Annotated in this window: 17 protein-coding genes; 4 read left to right on the top strand and 13 right to left on the bottom strand. The window is 69.1% G+C overall.

The genetic code is table 11. The annotated features are described in order from the left end of the window. Positions 1-10 precede the first annotated feature (10 nt). The 5 genes from NR111_RS13165 to NR111_RS13145 are packed head-to-tail and all read right to left on the bottom strand — an operon-like array spanning position 11 to position 5,195. Positions 11-1,345: an APC family permease gene (locus NR111_RS13165; protein ID WP_067718784.1), complete on the bottom strand. Its 1,335-nt coding sequence runs from the start codon at positions 1,343-1,345 to the stop codon at positions 11-13. A gap of 55 nt (positions 1,346-1,400) precedes the next feature. Continuing rightward, complete coding sequence (locus NR111_RS13160; RefSeq protein WP_096906548.1) at positions 1,401-1,829, bottom strand: ChaB family protein; 429 nt, start codon at positions 1,827-1,829, stop codon at positions 1,401-1,403. An 18-nt stretch (positions 1,830-1,847) separates the two neighbouring features. Further along, positions 1,848-2,330 carry a hypothetical protein gene (locus NR111_RS13155; protein WP_096906549.1) on the bottom strand — a complete coding sequence of 161 codons (483 nt, stop codon included), beginning with the start codon at positions 2,328-2,330 and terminating at the stop codon, positions 1,848-1,850. Continuing rightward, positions 2,327-4,735, bottom strand: a complete 2,409-nt coding sequence (locus NR111_RS13150) for a molybdopterin oxidoreductase family protein (RefSeq protein ID WP_256821041.1) — start codon at positions 4,733-4,735, stop codon at positions 2,327-2,329. The genes NR111_RS13155 and NR111_RS13150 overlap by 4 nt, the downstream gene beginning before the upstream one ends. Before the next feature lie 7 nt (positions 4,736-4,742). Next, complete coding sequence (locus tag NR111_RS13145) at positions 4,743-5,195, bottom strand: DUF4383 domain-containing protein (protein WP_182633887.1); 453 nt, start codon at positions 5,193-5,195, stop codon at positions 4,743-4,745. Positions 5,196-5,354: 159 nt separating this feature from the next. Between NR111_RS13145 and NR111_RS13140 the strand changes: the two genes are divergently transcribed. The 4 genes from NR111_RS13140 (at position 5,355) to NR111_RS13125 (ending at position 9,474) form a co-directional block, all read left to right on the top strand. Beyond that, complete coding sequence (locus tag NR111_RS13140; protein WP_256821040.1) at positions 5,355-5,645, top strand: metal-sensitive transcriptional regulator; 291 nt, start codon at positions 5,355-5,357, stop codon at positions 5,643-5,645. A gap of 68 nt (positions 5,646-5,713) precedes the next feature. After that, positions 5,714-5,929 (top strand): heavy-metal-associated domain-containing protein, encoded by a 216-nt coding sequence (locus tag NR111_RS13135; protein ID WP_007633030.1) that lies wholly within the window; start codon positions 5,714-5,716, stop codon positions 5,927-5,929. A 7-nt stretch (positions 5,930-5,936) separates the two neighbouring features. Further along, positions 5,937-8,360 carry a cation-translocating P-type ATPase gene (locus NR111_RS13130; protein ID WP_256821039.1) on the top strand — a complete coding sequence of 808 codons (2,424 nt, stop codon included), beginning with the start codon at positions 5,937-5,939 and terminating at the stop codon, positions 8,358-8,360. Positions 8,361-8,544: 184 nt separating this feature from the next. Further along, positions 8,545-9,474 (top strand): TspO/MBR family protein, encoded by a 930-nt coding sequence (locus tag NR111_RS13125; RefSeq protein ID WP_256821038.1) that lies wholly within the window; start codon positions 8,545-8,547, stop codon positions 9,472-9,474. 30 nt (positions 9,475-9,504) lie between these two features. Here the strand turns inward: NR111_RS13125 and NR111_RS13120 are convergent, their stop codons facing one another. The 8 genes from NR111_RS13120 to NR111_RS13085 form a co-directional block, all read right to left on the bottom strand. Beyond that, positions 9,505-10,158: an A24 family peptidase gene (locus NR111_RS13120; RefSeq protein ID WP_256821037.1), complete on the bottom strand. Its 654-nt coding sequence runs from the start codon at positions 10,156-10,158 to the stop codon at positions 9,505-9,507. A gap of 1 nt (position 10,159) precedes the next feature. Next, entirely contained in the window at positions 10,160-11,068 is a 909-nt protein-coding gene (locus NR111_RS13115; RefSeq protein ID WP_256821036.1) for a type II secretion system F family protein, read from the bottom strand. A gap of 69 nt (positions 11,069-11,137) precedes the next feature. Further along, on the bottom strand, positions 11,138-12,082 hold the full coding sequence (locus NR111_RS13110) for a type II secretion system F family protein (protein ID WP_256821035.1): 945 nt from the start codon (positions 12,080-12,082) through the stop codon (positions 11,138-11,140). Then, positions 12,079-13,584: a CpaF family protein gene (locus tag NR111_RS13105; RefSeq protein WP_256821034.1), complete on the bottom strand. Its 1,506-nt coding sequence runs from the start codon at positions 13,582-13,584 to the stop codon at positions 12,079-12,081. The genes NR111_RS13110 and NR111_RS13105 overlap by 4 nt, the downstream gene beginning before the upstream one ends. Beyond that, positions 13,581-14,813 (bottom strand): AAA family ATPase, encoded by a 1,233-nt coding sequence (locus NR111_RS13100; RefSeq protein ID WP_256821033.1) that lies wholly within the window; start codon positions 14,811-14,813, stop codon positions 13,581-13,583. The genes NR111_RS13105 and NR111_RS13100 overlap by 4 nt, the downstream gene beginning before the upstream one ends. Then, a complete protein-coding gene (gene cpaB, locus NR111_RS13095; protein WP_256821032.1) occupies positions 14,813-15,532 on the bottom strand; it encodes a Flp pilus assembly protein CpaB in 720 nt (239 codons plus the stop codon). The genes NR111_RS13100 and cpaB overlap by 1 nt, the downstream gene beginning before the upstream one ends. Before the next feature lie 10 nt (positions 15,533-15,542). Beyond that, positions 15,543-16,487, bottom strand: a complete 945-nt coding sequence (locus NR111_RS13090) for a pilus assembly protein TadG-related protein (RefSeq protein ID WP_256821031.1) — start codon at positions 16,485-16,487, stop codon at positions 15,543-15,545. Continuing rightward, the gene (locus NR111_RS13085; RefSeq protein ID WP_256821030.1) at positions 16,475-16,867 is read right to left on the bottom strand and encodes a TadE/TadG family type IV pilus assembly protein; all 393 of its coding nucleotides are present in this window, start codon (positions 16,865-16,867) and stop codon (positions 16,475-16,477) included. Before NR111_RS13085 ends, NR111_RS13090 begins: the two co-directional genes overlap by 13 nt. Between the last annotated feature and the right edge of the window lie 84 nt (positions 16,868-16,951).

Here is a 16,951-nt window from a genome sequence, read left to right as displayed (position 1 = left end):
GGCGCGCCGTTCACGCCCCGGCGTGTTCGTGCTCGTCCCCCTCGCGATCGTCATCGCCGCGGCGCCTGACGGTGACCCACTGCGCGGCGAAGATCGCGAGGGCGACGCCCGCCGTCAGGGCGATGGTCAGCGGATCCGACCCCGCCTTGAGAGCGACGAAGGGGACCAGTACGGCCAGGTCGAGCACGATGGCGACGCACGGGATCCACACGGTGGCGTCGACCTCGTCCCGGAGTCGGCGGATGACGCCCAGGTGGATGGCGATGTCCATCGTCAGGTAGAGGATCGCGCCGAGGGCCGCGATCCTGGACAGGTCGAAGAAGGCGGCCATGAGGATCGCCAGGCCCGCGGTGATGTAGAGCGACTGGTGGCCTTCCCGGCCCGGCAGCCCCGGGGCCTGCCCCATGTCCCGGAGCATGTCGTAGAGCTTCGAGACGGAGAACAGGCTCGCGATGAGTCCCGACAGGGTCGCCACGACCGCCACGATCACGGTGAGGCGCACTCCCCACGGGCCGAAGAGCGGCGCGGCCGCTTCCGCGAGCGCGTAGTCACGGGCCTCGACGATCTGCGGCACGCTCAGGCTCCCGCTGACCGCGACGACGATCAGGAGGTAGAGCATCGTGCACAGGGCGATGGAGATGAGGATGGACCTGCCGAGGTTGCGTTCGGGCCTGCGCAGGTCGGCGCCGTGATTGGTGATCGTGGTGAAGCCCTTGTAGGCGAGGATCGTCAACGCCACGGCGGCCAGGAATCCGGCCCACCCGTGATCCGGCGGGGTGCGGTCACCGGCGTCGACCAGCCGGGACAGTGACCCCACGCCGGTGGCGAGGATCCCGGCGATGGCCAGCGCGGCGATCCCGCCGATCTTGACCGCGGCGGTGATCATGGCCGAGCGTTCCACCAGTCGGTTGCCCACCAGGTTCACGGCCGCGGCGGAGGCGATGGCGAGAACGGCGAGGACCGGCACCCATATGCCCGGGTCGCTGACGTCGAAGGCGCGCAGGAGGTAGGTGCCGAAGGTCCTGCCGAGGAGGGACTCGGCGAGGATCATCGACACGTACATGAACAGGGAGAACGAGCCGGCGACCACGCCGGGGCCGTACGCGGCCTTGAGCAGCATGGCGATTCCGCCGGACGACGGGTTGGTCGCCGAGTACCGGATGTACGAGTACGTGCTGAACAGCACGACCACCGCGCCGGCGAGAAACGCCCACGGCATCCACCCGCCGGCCAGCTCGCCGACCTGGCCGACCAGCGCGAAGATGCCGGCGCCGATCATGACCCCCGTGCCCAGCGCCACTGAACCGGTGAGTGAGAGTGATTTCCGGTCACTGGTGTGGTTCATTCTGTGGTCACATCCTCGGTGTGGCAGGGGCGGGGCGGTCCTCCTCCTGCCGGGCTCACGAGTCGTCTCGGCTCTCCCTCGTCTTCCGGTCGTTGGCCTTGCGCAGCGCCTCCACGAGCTCGTCCTTCGTCATGTCGGAGCGGCCCTCGATGTCGAGCCGCTGCGCCTGCTCGTAGAGGTGGTCCTTGCTGGCGTTGGCGTCCACCCCGCCCTTCGACTCTCCGGAGGGGTTCGGGCCGCCGCTCTCCGAGCGTGAATCCGAGGGTCCCTTGCCGTCCTTGGGCTCCCAGTGGTCGCCCACCTTCTCGTGCGTGTGCTTGACGGCGCTCCAGGCGGTCCGCGCGACACGGGACTCGTCGCTGTACTCCTCCTCCGCCGAGTCATAGGCCTTGGCGAAGGTGTCCTTGGCCTTCTGGTCGCTTCGCTGCAGCGTCGAGGGCAGCTCGCTGTCCTTCGCGTTCCCGTCGCTGTCTGTCTTCGGCATGGCGATTCCTCTCGTTTGTCAGCTCACCAGGATCTGGGTGGCGGTCTCTTTGAGCTTGGCCTGGGCCCATGTGGCCTGGCGCGTGGTCTGGGGTTGGCATTTCTCCGCGACTTCGAGAAGGTCGCGGTGCCGTAGGCCCTGCGCGGCCTGGGCGATGAGGAGCCAGTCCATGGCGACCCCGGAGGCCTCCATGTAGACGGTCCGTAGGTCCTCGAGCAGGAGCAGCTCCGGGGTGTGGTGTCTGCCGAGCAGTTCGCTGCCCTTCTCCCGCGCCCGTTCGGCCAGTCCGAGTTCGAGTCGGGGGGCGGGGTCGAGGTCCTGGCCGTAGTCGCCACCGATCCGGGCGATCCCGGCGATGTGGCTGCGGGACCAGCCCACCAGGTCCCGTGCGACGTGGTAGATCTCATGATCGACCTTGTGGCGCTCGGAAACCTGCAGAAGTTTGTGCGCGAGCCCGACCTCGGAGCGGTGTAGTTCGCGGAGAACGGGTCCGAGCCTCATGTCGGGCCTCCTGTCGATACGCGTGTCGGGCGGCCACGGGAGGTGGTGTCGCGGTCGGCGACCCGGGCGATGCGTGCGGCGGCGGTCTTGAAGATCGGCTGTTTGGAGGCGGGGTCCCAGTCCGTGGGGGTCAGCTCGTTGGCCGCGGTCCCCACGGCGTCGCCCTCTGGTCCGGCACTGTCGCCGGTGTCCCAGTAGCCGTAATGGAACGGCAGGAAGATCACTCCCGGTCGGATCCCGGTGATCCGGGCGGCCGCCCGCACCCGTCCGCGGGGGGTGGCGATCTCCGTGAGGTCTCCCTCGGTGATGCCGGCGGCCGCGGCGTCGGTGGCGCAGATCTCCACCCACACCTGCGGGGCGGCGGTTTGCAACTCGGGGGCTCTGCCGGTTTTGGTGCGGGTGTGGAAGTGGTAGATGGTCCGGCCCGTGATCAGCTGCAGGGGGAAGTGCTCGTCGGGCGGTTCGTGCGCGGGGAGGTATTCCGCGCCCTTGAGCATCGCCTTGCCCTCCGGATTCATCGCCTTGTACTCGGTGGCGTCTTTCGGGGCTCCGGTGACCAGGTCGCGACCGTAGTTCTCGCAGTAGTCCGGGTCCGCCCAGAATCTGCCGTCGGAGTAGAGGCGCTCGGTGCCGTCGGGGTTGTCGTCGTTGCACGGCCATTGGATACCGGAGCCGCCGCGCAGTCTGTCGTAGGTCAGTCCGGTGTAGTCGCACGGCCGGCCGGCGGTGCAGTCCTTCCACGCTTCGAACGCCGATTCGGGGTCGTGCCACTTGATCAGCGGCTCGCCGTCCTTGTCCTTGAGCCCCAGGCGGTGGGCGAAGTCGATGAAGATGTCCAGGTCGGCCCTGGCCTGGCCGGGCGGATCGACGGCCTTCTCCGACAGGTGCACGGTCCGGTCGGTGTTGGTGAACGTGCCGGTCTTCTCGCCCCATGTGGCGGCCGGCAGGACGACGTCGGCGAGCCTGGCGGTCTCGGTGAGGAAGATGTCCTGCACCACCAGTGTCAGTCGTTCCTGGGACAGGATCGAGCGGATGCGTGTGAGTTCCGGCAGGGAGACGGCCGGGTTGGTGCCGCTGACCCACAGCAGCCGGATCGAACCGTCCTCCACATACCGCATCATCTGCATGGCGTGGGTGGGTGCCGAGTAGTGCGGGATGTCCATCGGGTCGACGTTCCACACCCGGGCCAGGTCCTGCACGTGCGAGGTGTTGGACCAGTTCCGGAAGGCCGCCAGGTCGCCGTCGGCGCCACACTCACGGGTGTTCTGGGCGGTGGGCTGGCCGTTCATCTGCAGCACGCCGCACCCGGGCCGGCCGAGCATCCCGCGCAGCAGGTGGATGTTGTTGACCTGCACAGCGGCCGCGGTGGCCTGGTTGGACTGGTAGAAGCCCTGGAGCACCGTGGACATCAGCCGCTCGGCGCCCCCGATGAGCCGGGCGGCCCGGCGGATCTGCTCGGCCGGAACGTCACAGATCTCGGCCACCCGCTCCGGCGGGTAGTCGGCGACCTGCTCGGCCAGTGACGAGTATCCGACCGTGTGCTGGTCGATGTAGTTGCGGTCGATGTGGCCGGCGTCGAGCAGTTCGTGGATCAGGCTGTTCATCAGCGCCAGGTTGGTGCCCGGCCTCGGTGTCAGATGGATAGTGGCGTGTTCGGCGACCGGGGTGGGGCGTGGGTCCACGCACAGGATCGCGGGCGGGTCGTCCCCGGCCAGGCGATCCAGGATCCGCATCCAGGTCACGCTCTGCGTCTCGGCCATGTTGTGTCCGTAGAGGCAGATGACGTCGGCGTGGTCGATGTCGGCGTACGAGCCGGGCTGACCGTCACATCCGAAGGACGCCTTGAGTGCCGCGGCGGCCGTCGCGGTGCACAGCCGGGTGTTGCCGTCGACGTGGTTGGTGCCGATGCCACCGTGGGCGATCACACCGAGGGTGTAGTACTCCTCGGCGAAGAGTTGCCCGGTGGTGTAGAAACCGATCGCGCTGGGGCCCTGCTCGTCCAGCAACTCGGTGGTCCGGCCGACGACCCGGTCCATCGCCGTGTCCCAGTCGGTCTCCACCAATACGCCGTTCTCGCGTACCAGCGGGCGGGTCAGCCGGTCCGGTGAGGAGTTCGCCTGCCAGCCGTAGAGGTCCTTGACCCCCAGCCGGCCCCGATTGACCCGGTCCTCTGCACGTCCACGCACCCCGCAGATGCGGCCTTCGGCGACGGCGATGTCCAGCCCGTCGCCGTTGGAGTGCAGGATCGAGGCCGTCTGCACCCACCGGTCGACATCCGCCTCGGCCATTCCGTCGGCCAGGTGGGTGTCCACTCGGACGGGCCACTGCTCGCCGGGGCCGTACGGCGTGCGTTCGCCCCACGGGTGAGTGACCCGATCGGGCGTCGAGTCGCTGCCGGGTGTCATGGTGCTCCTAGGCTCGGCGCGGCTGCCCGCGGTGGAGGAAGGACAGGGCGACCATGGCGAGGCCCAGGATCAGGTGCAGCCAGTTGTCGGCCGTGTTGAGCGGCACGAAGTTGGCCGCCGAATCGTGGCCGATCACCAGGCCGTAGATCCACAGGGCCAGGTAGACGATGCCGCCAGCCAGTAGATAGATGCGGGCCGGCGGGGCGGTCCGGGACATCAGGATCCCGACGACGCCGTAGAGCAGGTGGACGATGTTGTGGAGGATCGACACCTGGAACAGGCCCAGCAGCATGGCCTCGGATTCGTGTCCCGCGAACTGCATGGTGTCGTACGCGGTGGTGATCCCGGGGATGAAGCCGGCGATCCCCACGAGCAGGAACACCACGCCGAAGGCGAGGGCTGCGTACTGGACGGGGGAGCGGTGCCGGGCCGGGCGAGCGGTCTGGGTCGTGTCCGTCATGAGTCCATTCCTTTCTCGACTGATCGACATCGGAAGTGACGCTGCCCCGACCATAAACAGCAGGGGCCGGATTGAAAACCGGTGCCGGGGGTCGGAGCGCTCGTCGGAGAACGCGATCGACTCTTGCGGCACCTACCCTAGGGGGGTACCGTATGCGGCATGGCCGAGCATGGATACACCCCGCACAAGGATGACCACCTCAAGCGGCTGCGCCGCATCGAGGGACAGGCCCGCGGGCTGCAACGGATGGTCGAGGAGGACAAATACTGCATCGACATCCTCACGCAGGTCTCCGCCATGACCCGGGCCCTACAGTCCGTCTCGCTGAGCCTGCTCTCCGAGCACCTCGGACACTGCGTCGCCGGCGCCATCGAGAACGGCAGCCCGGAGGAAGCCGAGGCCAAGCTCGCCGAGGCCAACGCCGCCATCGCCCGCCTGGTCAGGTCCTGATCACCGCGCCGACCGATCGCGGGCCCCAAAAGTCACCGCACACCCACCACCCGAACGAGGAGAACACCATGTCCGCCACTGCCACCTACACCGTCTCCGGCATGACCTGCGGCCACTGCGTCGCCTCCGTGACGGAGGAGGTCTCGGAAATCTCGGGAGTCACCGAGGTCGAGGTCGATCTGGAGTCGGGTCGCCTCGTCGTCGTCTCCTCCGACCCGGTCGATCCCGCGGCGGTCCGCGCCGCCGTGGACGAGGCCGGGTACACAGTCACAGCGCAGGAGTGAGCACACCATGACCACCACCGACAGCCGGGACACGGCGCCCTCCGCCGGGACCACCTTGGTCGAGCTGCAGATCGAGGGAATGACCTGCGCCTCATGCGCCAACCGGATCGAGCGCAAACTCAACAAGCTCGACGACGTCACCGCCGAGGTCAACTACGCCACCGAGAAGGCGCGCGTGCGGATCCCCGAGGGTCTGCAGCCGCAGCTGCTGCTGGACACGGTCGAGCAGGCGGGGTACCACGCACAGCTGCCGCGTCCCCGGAACACTCAGCCCCGCACGTCCGCGCCCGGCGCTGACGGTGCCGCGGCCGACGCCGGGCAGTCGACCGGCCACGCCGGCAACGCCACCGACGACACCGCCGCGTCCGACCGGGTCGACGAGCTGCGCCAGCGTGTCATCATCTCCGCCGTCCTGTCGATCCCCGTGATCGCGATGGCCATGGTCCCAGCGCTGCAATTCACCAACTGGCAGTGGCTGTCGCTGACGCTGGCCGCCCCGGTCATCGTGTGGGGCGCGTGGCCGTTCCACCGCGCCGCCGCGATCAACCTGCGCCACGGTGCGTTCACCATGGACACGCTCGTCTCGCTCGGTACGTCCGCGGCGTTCCTCTGGTCGCTGTACGCCCTGTTCTTCGGCCACGCGGGCATGCCCGGGATGACCCACGGGTTCGAGTTCAGCCTCTCGCCCAGTGACGGCGCCGGCGACATCTACCTCGAGGCCGCGGCCGGGGTGACCACGTTCATCCTGCTGGGCCGCTACTTCGAGGCGCGGTCCAAGCGCACGGCAGGCGCCGCATTGCGATCACTGCTCGAGCTGGGCGCCAAGGACGTCGCCGTGCTTCGCGGGGGTGTTGATGGCGGGCGTGTGGAGACCCGCATCCCGGTGGAGGATCTGCAGGTCGACGACGAGTTCGTCGTCCGCCCCGGCGAGAAGATCGCCACCGATGGCGAGATCGTCGACGGCGCCTCGGCGGTCGATACGTCCATGGTCACCGGCGAGTCCGTGCCCGCCGAGGTCGGTCCCGGCGACGCCGTGGTGGGCGGCACCGTCAATGCCAGCGGCCGCCTGACCGTGCGCGCCACCCGCGTCGGTTCCGACACCCAGCTCGCCCAGATGGCGCAGATGGTGGAGGACGCCCAGTCCGGCAAGGCCGCTGCACAGCGCCTCGCCGACCGCATCTCCGGGATCTTCGTCCCCGTCGTGCTGGTGCTGGCCGTGGCGACGTTCGCGTTCTGGATGCTCACCGGCGGTGGCGCGGCCCTGGCGTTCACCGCCGCCGTGGCGGTGCTCATCATCGCCTGCCCGTGTGCGCTCGGCCTGGCCACGCCGATGGCCCTGATGGTGGGCACCGGCCGCGGCGCGCAGTTGGGCATCCTCATCAAGGGCCCCGAGGTCCTGGAGTCCACCCGCAAGGTCGACACGATCGTCCTGGACAAGACCGGCACCGTCACCACCGGTCAGCACGCATTGGTCTCTACGACTGTCGCGACCGGTGAGGATCGAGCCGAGGTGCTGCGCCGCGCCGGGGCCGTGGAGGACGCCTCCGAGCACCCCATCGCCCGCGCCATCGCCGCCGGCGCCCGCGAGGAGGTCGGCGACCTGCCGGCCGTAGCGGACTTCGCCAACCACGAGGGTCTGGGGGTGTCGGGGCGCGTTGGCGCTGGTCCCGGACGCGCGACCGCGGAACCCGCTGTCGCCGGTTCCTCCGGGGCCGACGACGACGAGGTGGTCGTCGTGGGCCGTCCCGCCCTACTGGCGGAGCGGAACATGCCGCTGACGCAGGAGCTGGACAGCGCGATCGCCGAGGCCGCCCGGGCTGGCCAGACCGCGGTCGCGGTGGGCTGGGGCGGGAAGGCCCGCGGGGTCCTCGTGGTGGCTGATCAGATCAAGTACAGCTCCGCCGAGGCCATCGAGAAGTTCCGCGAGCTGGGTCTCACCCCGATCCTGCTCACCGGGGACAACGCCGCGGTGGCCGCGTCGGTGGCCGGCGAGGTCGGCATCGACCCGGGTCCCCAGACGGTGATCTCCGAAGTCATGCCGGCGGACAAGGTCGATGTGGTCCGCCGGCTGCAGGCCGAGGGGCGCGTGGTGGCGATGGTCGGCGACGGTGTCAATGACGCGGCTGCCCTGGCCACCGCCGACCTGGGCCTCGCGACCGGTACCGGTACCGACGCTGCGATCGAGGCCTCCGACCTCACGCTGGTGCGCGGGGACCTGCGCTCGGCGGCCGACGCGATCCGACTCTCGCGGAGCACGCTCGGCACCATCCGAGGGAACTTGTTCTGGGCGTTCGCTTACAACGTCGCGGCGCTCCCGCTGGCCGCGGCGGGGCTGCTCAACCCGATGATCGCGGGCGCCGCGATGGCGTTCTCTTCGGTGTTCGTGGTGGCCAACAGCCTGCGGCTGCGGAGGTTCCGCGCGACCGTCTGACCGAACCCGCCCGGCCGCCCCTCCCCTCCAGATCCGCTACTCCGAATCGGCATCGGCTAGTCCAATTGGGCTCGCCGATCCCGATTCGGAGTAGCCGATTTCGCGGCTGGGGGCGGCCGGGGTGCGTCGGCGACCGGCTGCACCGTGGGGTGTCGCGTGGTTGGGTGGAGTTATGAGCTCTCGCATGACCCCCGCGAGCGATAGCCGGGCGAGCGGTAACCCCGCTGGCCGTGACCGAGCGACAGGCCCCGGGCCCGCCGGTGTGCCGGGCGGGCCCGCAGACGCCGGCGGACCCGGTGAGCTGGGCGCCCCCACCGGCTGGGCGCTGCCCATCATCACCCTGCTGGGGACCGCCGCCGCGATCGTGGCCGCGTTCATCGGCAGCGGAGCGCTGGGCGGCACCCCGATCGCCGAGGCTGCCGGCGGCGTCCTGTCCGCCGACGCGACCCCGGTGGCTCCCGCCGGGTCGGCGTTCAGCATCTGGAGCGTGATCTACCTCGGGCTCGCCGCGTACGCGATCTGGCAGCTCACCCCGGTGGCCCGGCGCTCCGCCCGGCAGGCTGCGCTGCGGCCGTGGGCCCTGGCCTCGGTGCTGCTCAACGCCGCGTGGGTCTGGTCCGTGCAACTGGGGTTGATCCTCGGCTCGGTGATCGTGATCGTGCTGCTGTTCGCGGTGTTGATCCGCATCATGTTCATCCTCGGTGCGCCGCGCATCGGCGGGGTGATCGAGACCGTGGTCACGGACGGCACGTTCGGCCTGTACCTCGGCTGGGTGTCGGTGGCGTTCTTCGCCAATACATACGCGTGGCTCGCGAGCGCGGGGGTCGACGTGGTGACCGAGGTGCCGTTCGGGATCGTCGGCATCGTCGTGGCCGCGGCTGTCGGCGTGGCGACCGCGCTCATCAGTGGCGGGCGCATCCCGCCGGCGCTGGCGACGGCTTGGGGTCTGGCGTGGGTGGCATACGGCCGCACCTCGGGCGAGCACGAATCGGCGGCCCGGGTGTGGACGGCGGCGATCGCGTCGGTCGTGGTGGTCGTGGTCGCCCTCGTCCGGCGACTCACGGTCCGCAAGCGGCAGCCACGTCGTGCTGCCGAGGTCGGGCGCACGGCTTAGCGGGCCGCCGGGCCTAGCTTGGTCCGGGCGTCAGCCCGCCAGCGCCGCAGAGCGCACGGCCCAGTAGGCGGCGCCCACGACTGCGCCGATCACCATGGCCGGGCCGAACGCGATTCCGCTCTTGGCTCCCACCCGACCCGCGGCCAGCAGCACGAGTGCGACGGTGGCGTTGATGACGAACGCGGCCAACGTCCCGGCGACCACGGCGGGCCAGCCGAACCAGCCGAGGAACGCGCCGAGCACGCCGGAGAGTTTGACGTCGCCCAGGCCGAGACCGGACGGATTGATGAGCGCCAGCACGAAATAGAACGCGAGCAGCGCGGCCGCGGCGGCGGCGGCCCGGCCGAGCGAACCCCAGACATCGAACATCGCGGCCGTCACCGCGAGCCCGCCGAACACGATGGGGTACAGGGGCAGGACGATCTTGTCGGGCAGTCGGAAGACAGCCAGGTCTATCGCGATCAGGAGCGCGCAGCCCACGGCGAGCGCGGCGAACGTCACCAGGTCGGCCCAGCCCAGAGCCAGGTACGCGGCGCCGAACCCTCCGGCCGCCGCCAGCACCACATGCAGGCCACTGCGCAACCACCGGGAATCGGACTCGGCGAGGGAGCGCATCCATCGCCCGAGCGCCGCCGTCGCCAGACCGGATACGACGGCCGAGGCCACGGCGATCACGAAGAGCATGTCAGGAGAACGCCTCCATCATGTTGATCGCGGTCGGGCCGAGCAGCACGATAAACAGTACGGGCATGATGCACGTCAGGAGCGGGAAGATCACCTTGACGGGCACCTGCTGGGCCTTCTCCTCGGCGCGCTGGCGGCGCTTGAGCCGCATCTCGGCGGCCTGGGTGCGCAGCACGTCGGCGACGGAGATGCCGTAGGCGTCGGCCTGGATGATCGCGCGGACGAACCGCCGCAGGTCGGGGACGTCTGTCCGCAGCGCCAGCGACTCGTAGGCGGTGCGGCGTAGCTGGCCCACCTGGATCTCCTGCAGGGTGCGGATGAGTTCCTGGGCGAGCGGGCCGGTGCCGTTGCGGCCGGCGCGGGCCATGGCGGCATCGAAGCCGAGGCCCGCCTCCACCGCGATGGTCATCTGGTCGAGGGTATCGGCCAACTCGAGCTGGATCTCGTCGTTCCGCTCCTGGCTACGGCTGCTTAGGAGTAGCTCGGGCAGGAAGTAGCAGACCGCCGCCGTACCCAGAACAAGGAGCAGGAGAAGTGGCTCCGGCCTGGCTCGGAACAGCATGAGGCCCAGCAGGATCACGAGGAGGGGCACGACGATCTTGGCGATCACCAGGCGCGACAGGGACCAGCCCTTGGGCCGACCGGCCCGGATGGTCAGCCTCTCGAGCCTGCGGATGGTGCCTGTCGGCGTGAGTCGGCGGGCGAACTCGTACAGGCGACTGCGGGAGTCGTCGTCGTCGACCCCCGTGAGGTCCACGGGTGCAGCGGCGTATCCCTCGTCGATCCCCCGGCGGAGGTTGGCGACGGTGCGCGCGCGGACGGTGTCACGGCCGGCGAATACCGCGAAGGCAAGCATGAACATCGACGCGGTGAGGACGAACACGGCCACCGCGGCGGGCAGTGAACTCACGCGGGGCTCCTTTCGAAGGGCGAGAGGGGAGGGGGAGGAGGGGCGGCTCTGAGGGAGGAGCCGACCCTGTCAGAATTTGATGCGGACGACCTTGCTCAGCCAGATGCCGCCGATAATCAGCATCACGACGCCGGCCGCGATCATTCCCCAGCCGAGCAGGCTCTGGGTGAGCACGCCGATGTAGGATGGGTTGGAGATGAAGAGGAACCCGCCGATACCGAACGGCAGCGACATAAGGACGTAGGCGGACAGCTTACCCTCGGCGGCCAGCGCCGCGACCTGCCGGCGGATCTGGTTGCGCTCACGGATGGTGTGGCCGACGGCGTCGAGAACCTCGGCGAGGTTGCCGCCGACTTCGCGGTTGATCGCGATGGCCTGGGTGACCCACACGAAGTCCTGGCTGCCCATCCGGTTGGCGGTCTCCTCGAGGGCGGAGCCGAGGTCGCGGCCGACGCGGGTCTCATTGATGATCCGCGCGAATTCCTCGGAGGTGGGCTCCTCCGCCTCGCGCGCGACCGAGGCCAGCGCCTGCAGCATGGAGTGTCCGGCGCGCAGGCTGCTGGACATGAGCTGCAGGGAATCGTCGAGTTGGTCGGCGAACTTGGCGCGACGGCGAGAAGCGAGAATCTGTAGAAGAGCGTAGCCACCTGCGGGCGCGAGAAGGGCCAGAAACGTGCCCATCAGCGGACCGACGAGGATGAGGCCGAGGGCGAACGCGACGATCGAGGCGACGACGACGAGGAAGACGTAGTCCTGGAGCCCCATGCGGACTCCGGCGCGTTCGAGCTGGCCGGCTCCGGTGGTCCCGCGGCGGCGCAGGAGCGAGTCGATCGCATCGGTGGCGGCGGTGGCCGCGCGGCTGATCGGTCCGGGGCCTTCCGCCATGCCGGGCCGTCGGCGTTCCCGGGGAATCCGCCCCGGCGCGGGAGAGAGGATGAGGTAGCCGCCCGTGAGCAGCGCGAGCGTGAGGGCGGCGATCGCGAACCCCGCGGGGGACAGCAGCGTCTGGCTCATCGGATGGATCCGGGGTTCTCGGTGGTCGCGCCGAACACCCGTGGGGACAGGGTGATGCCGAGTTCGTTGAACCGGTCGGTGAAGCGAGGCCGGACGCCGGTGGCCTGGGGCTTGCCGAGGAACTTGCCGTCAGGGCCGAGGCCGGCGGAGTAGTCGAAGAGGAAGGCGTCCTGCAGGGTGACGGTCTGCCCCTCCATCCCCTGGACCTCTGTCACCGCGGTGACGCGACGGGTGCCGTCGCGGAGCCGGGTGAGCTGGATGATCACGTCGACGGCAGAGGCGATCTGCTCGCGGATGGCGCGCAGGGGAAGGTCCATGCCGGCCATGAGGACGAGGGTCTCCAGTCGGGCGATGGCGTCACGTGGCGAATTGGAGTGGACGGTGGAGAGTGACCCGTCGTGGCCGGTGTTCATGGCCTGGAGCATGTCGAGGGTCTCTCCGCCGCGGACCTCGCCGACGACGATGCGGTCGGGCCGCATACGCAGGGAGTTGCGCACCAGCTCGCGGATGGTGATCTCGCCGCGTCCCTCGATGTTGGCCGGTCGGGACTCGAGACGGACCACGTGATCCTGCTGGAGCTGCAGCTCCACGGCGTCCTCGATGGTGACGATCCGCTCACCCTCGGGGATGTAGGAGGACAGTACGTTGAGCAGGGTGGTCTTGCCGGAGCCGGTGCCGCCGGAGACGATGATGTTGAGCCGCGCCTCCACGCAGGCCTGCAACAGTTCGGACATCTCCGGGGTGAGGGTGCCGAACCGGATGAGGTCGTGCACCTTGAACGGGTCTTTGGAGAACTTCCGGATGGTCAGCGAGGAGCCGTTGACGGCCAGCGGCGGGATGACGGCGTTGACGCGCGAGCCGTCGGCGAGTCGGGCGTCGACCAGCGGGGAGGATTCGTCGACGCGGCGGCCGATACGCGAGACGATCCGCTCGATGACCTGACGGAGGTGTTCCTCCGAGGCGAACCTGGAGGGATGGCGGGTGAGCTGGCCTGCGCGCTCGACGAAGATCATGTCGGGCCCGTTAACCATGATCTCGGTGATCTCCGGGTCGTCGAGCAGCTTCTCCAGCGGGCCGTGACCCAGCACGTCGGCCTGCACGTCGGTGATGAGGCGCACGCGCTGGTCGCTGGTGAGTGGGACGGTCTCGTCTTCGACGACCTTATTGAGCTCGCTCCGCACCATGGCGTGGAGCTGCTCCTCGGTGAGCGACGGGTTGTTCAGGCGAGCACCGATGCGCTCGAACAGGGCGCTGGCTGCGCGCTCCTTGAGGGCGACCAGCGGATCGACAGTGGGATCGTCGGCGGGTGTGCTCCCCGCGGTCTTCGTGGACGGAGTGTTGGTGGCAGTGGCCGGCTTCGTCGTCGTCCCCGTCGGGGCGACCACGGTCGGCGTGGATGGTGGCGCGGCGGAGGCCGACGATGCGGCGTCGGACGCGGGCGCGTCGGTGCCGGTGGCTCCCGGGGCGACGCGGGCCGCGCGGAGGCGTTCGGACAGGCTCATGCCTTCACTCGCTTTCGGCGGAGTCGGTGCCGACCACCCTCGGCGGTCAGCACGGCGGTCGCGGTGGGGCGCATGGGCGCCGGGGTGAACCTGTCGACCAGCTTGCGCAGCTGCTTGGCCATCGCATCGCGGCCGTCGCTCTGCAGGAGGGGGACTCCCTGGTTGACCGACACGGGAACCGCCTTGCTGCGGGGGAGCACCAGATCGACGCCGGTGCCGATGGTGGCTTCGACGTCGGCCTTGGTGAGCCCGCTGCGGGGGTCGGCGAAGTTCACCACGACGTGCCGCTTCTCGAGATTCAACCCCAGGTCGCGCAGGATGTTCAGTTCCTTGCGCAGCCCGCGCACTCCGGGCACGTCGAGGCTGGTCAGCGTGACCAGTTCGTCGGCCTGGTCGATCGCGGCGAGGGCGTGGTCGTCGAGTCCGGGAGCGGTGTCCACCACGACGTACCGGAATTCCGAGGCAAGGGTCTGCAGGAGCTGGGCCACGTCGGCGGCGGTGATGTCGTCGGCGTCGGCGGGCGAGGTCGGCCCGCACACGGCGTAGAGGCCGGTCTGGTGCTGGGTGAGGAAGGTCTTGAGCACCATGGAGTCCTGCACGGCCGGGCCGCGGACCACGTCGAGGAGGGTGTGCTCGGGATCCAGATTGAGGGCGCTGGCCACGTCTCCGAACTGCACGTCGAGGTCAACGATCACGGTCGAGAGAGGGGCTGTCCGGGCCAGGCCCACCGCGAGGTTGGTGGCGACGGTCGTCTTACCGACTCCACCCTTGGGGGAGACGACGCTGATGACACGGCCCCGCGTGCTGGCTTTTCCGTTCATGGCGGGGTCGCCCGGCCCCTGAGGTGCGGTCGAGGCGGCGACCTGGGCGGCCCGGCCGAGCACAGCGGCGAGCTCGCCGACCTCGGCGTCGGGATGCACCACGTCGCACGCGCCGGCACGGAGGGCGGCCAGGGCGAACGTGTCGGGATGCTCGCTCACCAGCACCACGGCCATGCCGGGGCATTCGGAGGCGAGGCGGGACGAGAGCCCTAGTGCCTCGTTGCGGCCGGCGGCGACGTCGATCACGACGACCTGGGGGATGGCGACGCCCGGCCCGAGCTGCTGGAACAACTGCGACGGACCGGTCGGCAGGGGGCGCCCGGCGATCACCGAGATCGGCTCACCGGTGGCGGTGGCGACCCTCCCGCGAAGGTCGGCGGAATCGGTGGCGATCAGTATGCGACTCATCAGTAGAAATCCCTTGCATCGACCCGGCCGGTGCCGTCCTGCGGAACGGTGGAGTCCTCGAGGGACAGCCAGATACTCCCGTGCTCGACTGAGAACGCGACCGTTTGGGCCTGGTCAGTGGTGAGCGCCATCGTGATCATGGCACCGCCCTCTGGAACTGGTGCCGCGTCGGGGTTCTCGATCCCTTCGTTCGGCTGGGTCGCTCCTAGCCCGCCCTGGACGCGGGTGACGAGGATCTTTCGTAGGACGAGGTGAGTCGATCCGTCGTCGAGGGTGACGAACACGCCCACCGTGTCCCCAGGAGTGACGGTGCCGCCGACCACCCGTGGAGCCTCGAGGGGGATGGTCACCTGGTGGTAGCCCTCCGGGACCGGGATCCCTCCGAACCGCTCCAACGACTGGCGGGTGACGAATCGGGCGCCGAGGACCTGTTCGCCGGGTTGGAGGTCGGTCGCGGCAACGCGGCCGGCCACCTCTGCGAGTGACCGGACCGCATCGGGCCCGACTGCGGCCTTGGGCAGGCGCTGGGTCGTCACCGACGCGGCGACTTCTTCAGCAGGTGTCCCCTGGGCGATGGGTGCGGACACGACCAGCACCTCGATGGGGTCCATGTTCGCCATCGCGCGACTGTCTGCGTTGTTGACGTAGCTGACGAGCAGCACTGCGCCAAGGATGGCGAGTACGCTGGCCGCGATGGCTGAGACGAGACGTCGGTTCATTGGTCTCTCACTAGTCGGGTAGTAGAACGACGGCGGCGGCGCCGAGATCGGGCCCGCCTGGTCCATAGTCGAAGTCGGGGTCTTCCTGGAGCATGGTTGTGAAGTAACCGCTGATGCACCGTTTGTTTCCACTGCATGGCGGGTTCCAGCTCTGCCCGGAGAAGTGGTAACCGGTCACTGTGAATGCCGCGTAGCCGTACACCATGTACCAGGCGCCTCTCCCCTGGCCACCTCTCTCATCCGGGTCAGCGTCGTCGAAGATCGGCACGAGGATCGTGCGGTCGCGGATCGTGGAGAGATCGCAGTGCTTTGCCGTGTTCCCCGGTTCGCTCTCGGCCCGGGTGCCGATCCGCGTTGTGGCGTTGCAGCTCTTTTTGACGTCGGTCTCCAACCAACCGAAGCCGCCCGGGAGGTACGTGGGGGAATTATCGGCCGAGCCCGAGCATGTTTCCGCCGGCGTCGTGACAATCACTTGCTCCCGTCCCGAGGGGCGACCGTCCACCGAGTACCTGTTGAAGTCGCAAAGAGAGAAGATCATGGGGAGTGCCGAAGTCCCGCCCGTCGGGGAACCCCAGCCCGCGGTGGCAGAAGTTGCGAGCTCGGTCGAGTCCACACCCAGGACCGGAGCAAACCAGTGCTGCCGGACCGCCGAGGTGCGAACGGTAACCCGTCCGGAGCTTTCGGTAGGAACCGAGTCGAGACTTGCCACCGCGTCACCCGAGTTGCTGTTTAGCGTGGCGAGGGACTGCGCAGTGTCGGTCGGCGCACCGCAGTTCTTACGGGCGCAGTCCTGGGCAATTGCGAGCGCAGCTGCGTCCGCACCCGTTTGGAGCTGCTGTCGCTCGGCATGGGTTGCCGCTATGTCGACGGAGATGGCGGCGAAGCCGAGGATAGGCACGAGGAGGATCGCGATGAGGACGGCGATCGCTCCGCGGTCGTCGTCTATCCGAAGCATCGCATTGTCCCTTTCCCGGTGAGAGTGAAGTCATCGATGGGAAGGAATCCCGAGACCAGGGAAAACGGGTAGGTGATCGTCACCGAGGCGAGCCCGGCGCCCGTAAGTGCGGACGAACAGCCTGATGTCGGCGTGACAACGATCGTGGCGTCGGAGAGGTCGAGGGGGCTAGCGGACGCTTCGGCTGCTGAAACGGCGGCGGTGGCGCTGTCCTGCAGTGCCATGACCCGGACGCCATCGCGTGCGGCGTTGGAGAGGGTGGTCTGCACGTGATACGCGCGACCGAATTCAAGGATTCCGATGACCAGAAGGAGAAGTATCGGCAGTACGAGCGCGAACTCAACTGCGGCTGCTCCGCGGTCACGTGAGGGCGTGAACATTGCGGCGCCTGGGGGAGAGGGTAAGGGGACGTCGAGAGGGGGAGTCCGCTCTCGACCGGCGCCGCACCTGAATCGGGGCGGCGC

Origin of the sequence: Dietzia sp. Die43, from assembly GCF_024519835.1 — a bacterium.
Taxonomy (GTDB): domain Bacteria; phylum Actinomycetota; class Actinomycetes; order Mycobacteriales; family Mycobacteriaceae; genus Dietzia; species Dietzia kunjamensis.
Note: the sequence above shows the minus strand (reverse complement) of the source record. Positions and strands in the feature narration are given on the sequence as shown.

Coding starts and splice junctions, on each gene's coding strand:
- NR111_RS13165 (WP_067718784.1), bottom strand. CDS start 1,345: ATGAACCACACCAGTGACCGGAAATCACTCTCACTCACCGGTTCAGTG.
- NR111_RS13160 (WP_096906548.1), bottom strand. CDS start 1,829: ATGCCGAAGACAGACAGCGACGGGAACGCGAAGGACAGCGAGCTGCCC.
- NR111_RS13155 (WP_096906549.1), bottom strand. CDS start 2,330: ATGAGGCTCGGACCCGTTCTCCGCGAACTACACCGCTCCGAGGTCGGG.
- NR111_RS13150 (WP_256821041.1), bottom strand. CDS start 4,735: ATGACACCCGGCAGCGACTCGACGCCCGATCGGGTCACTCACCCGTGG.
- NR111_RS13145 (WP_182633887.1), bottom strand. CDS start 5,195: ATGACGGACACGACCCAGACCGCTCGCCCGGCCCGGCACCGCTCCCCC.
- NR111_RS13140 (WP_256821040.1), top strand. CDS start 5,355: ATGGCCGAGCATGGATACACCCCGCACAAGGATGACCACCTCAAGCGG.
- NR111_RS13135 (WP_007633030.1), top strand. CDS start 5,714: ATGTCCGCCACTGCCACCTACACCGTCTCCGGCATGACCTGCGGCCAC.
- NR111_RS13130 (WP_256821039.1), top strand. CDS start 5,937: ATGACCACCACCGACAGCCGGGACACGGCGCCCTCCGCCGGGACCACC.
- NR111_RS13125 (WP_256821038.1), top strand. CDS start 8,545: ATGACCCCCGCGAGCGATAGCCGGGCGAGCGGTAACCCCGCTGGCCGT.
- NR111_RS13120 (WP_256821037.1), bottom strand. CDS start 10,158: ATGCTCTTCGTGATCGCCGTGGCCTCGGCCGTCGTATCCGGTCTGGCG.
- NR111_RS13110 (WP_256821035.1), bottom strand. CDS start 12,082: ATGAGCCAGACGCTGCTGTCCCCCGCGGGGTTCGCGATCGCCGCCCTC.
- NR111_RS13105 (WP_256821034.1), bottom strand. CDS start 13,584: ATGAGCCTGTCCGAACGCCTCCGCGCGGCCCGCGTCGCCCCGGGAGCC.
- NR111_RS13100 (WP_256821033.1), bottom strand. CDS start 14,813: ATGAGTCGCATACTGATCGCCACCGATTCCGCCGACCTTCGCGGGAGG.
- cpaB (WP_256821032.1), bottom strand. CDS start 15,532: ATGAACCGACGTCTCGTCTCAGCCATCGCGGCCAGCGTACTCGCCATC.
- NR111_RS13090 (WP_256821031.1), bottom strand. CDS start 16,487: ATGCTTCGGATAGACGACGACCGCGGAGCGATCGCCGTCCTCATCGCG.
- NR111_RS13085 (WP_256821030.1), bottom strand. CDS start 16,867: ATGTTCACGCCCTCACGTGACCGCGGAGCAGCCGCAGTTGAGTTCGCG.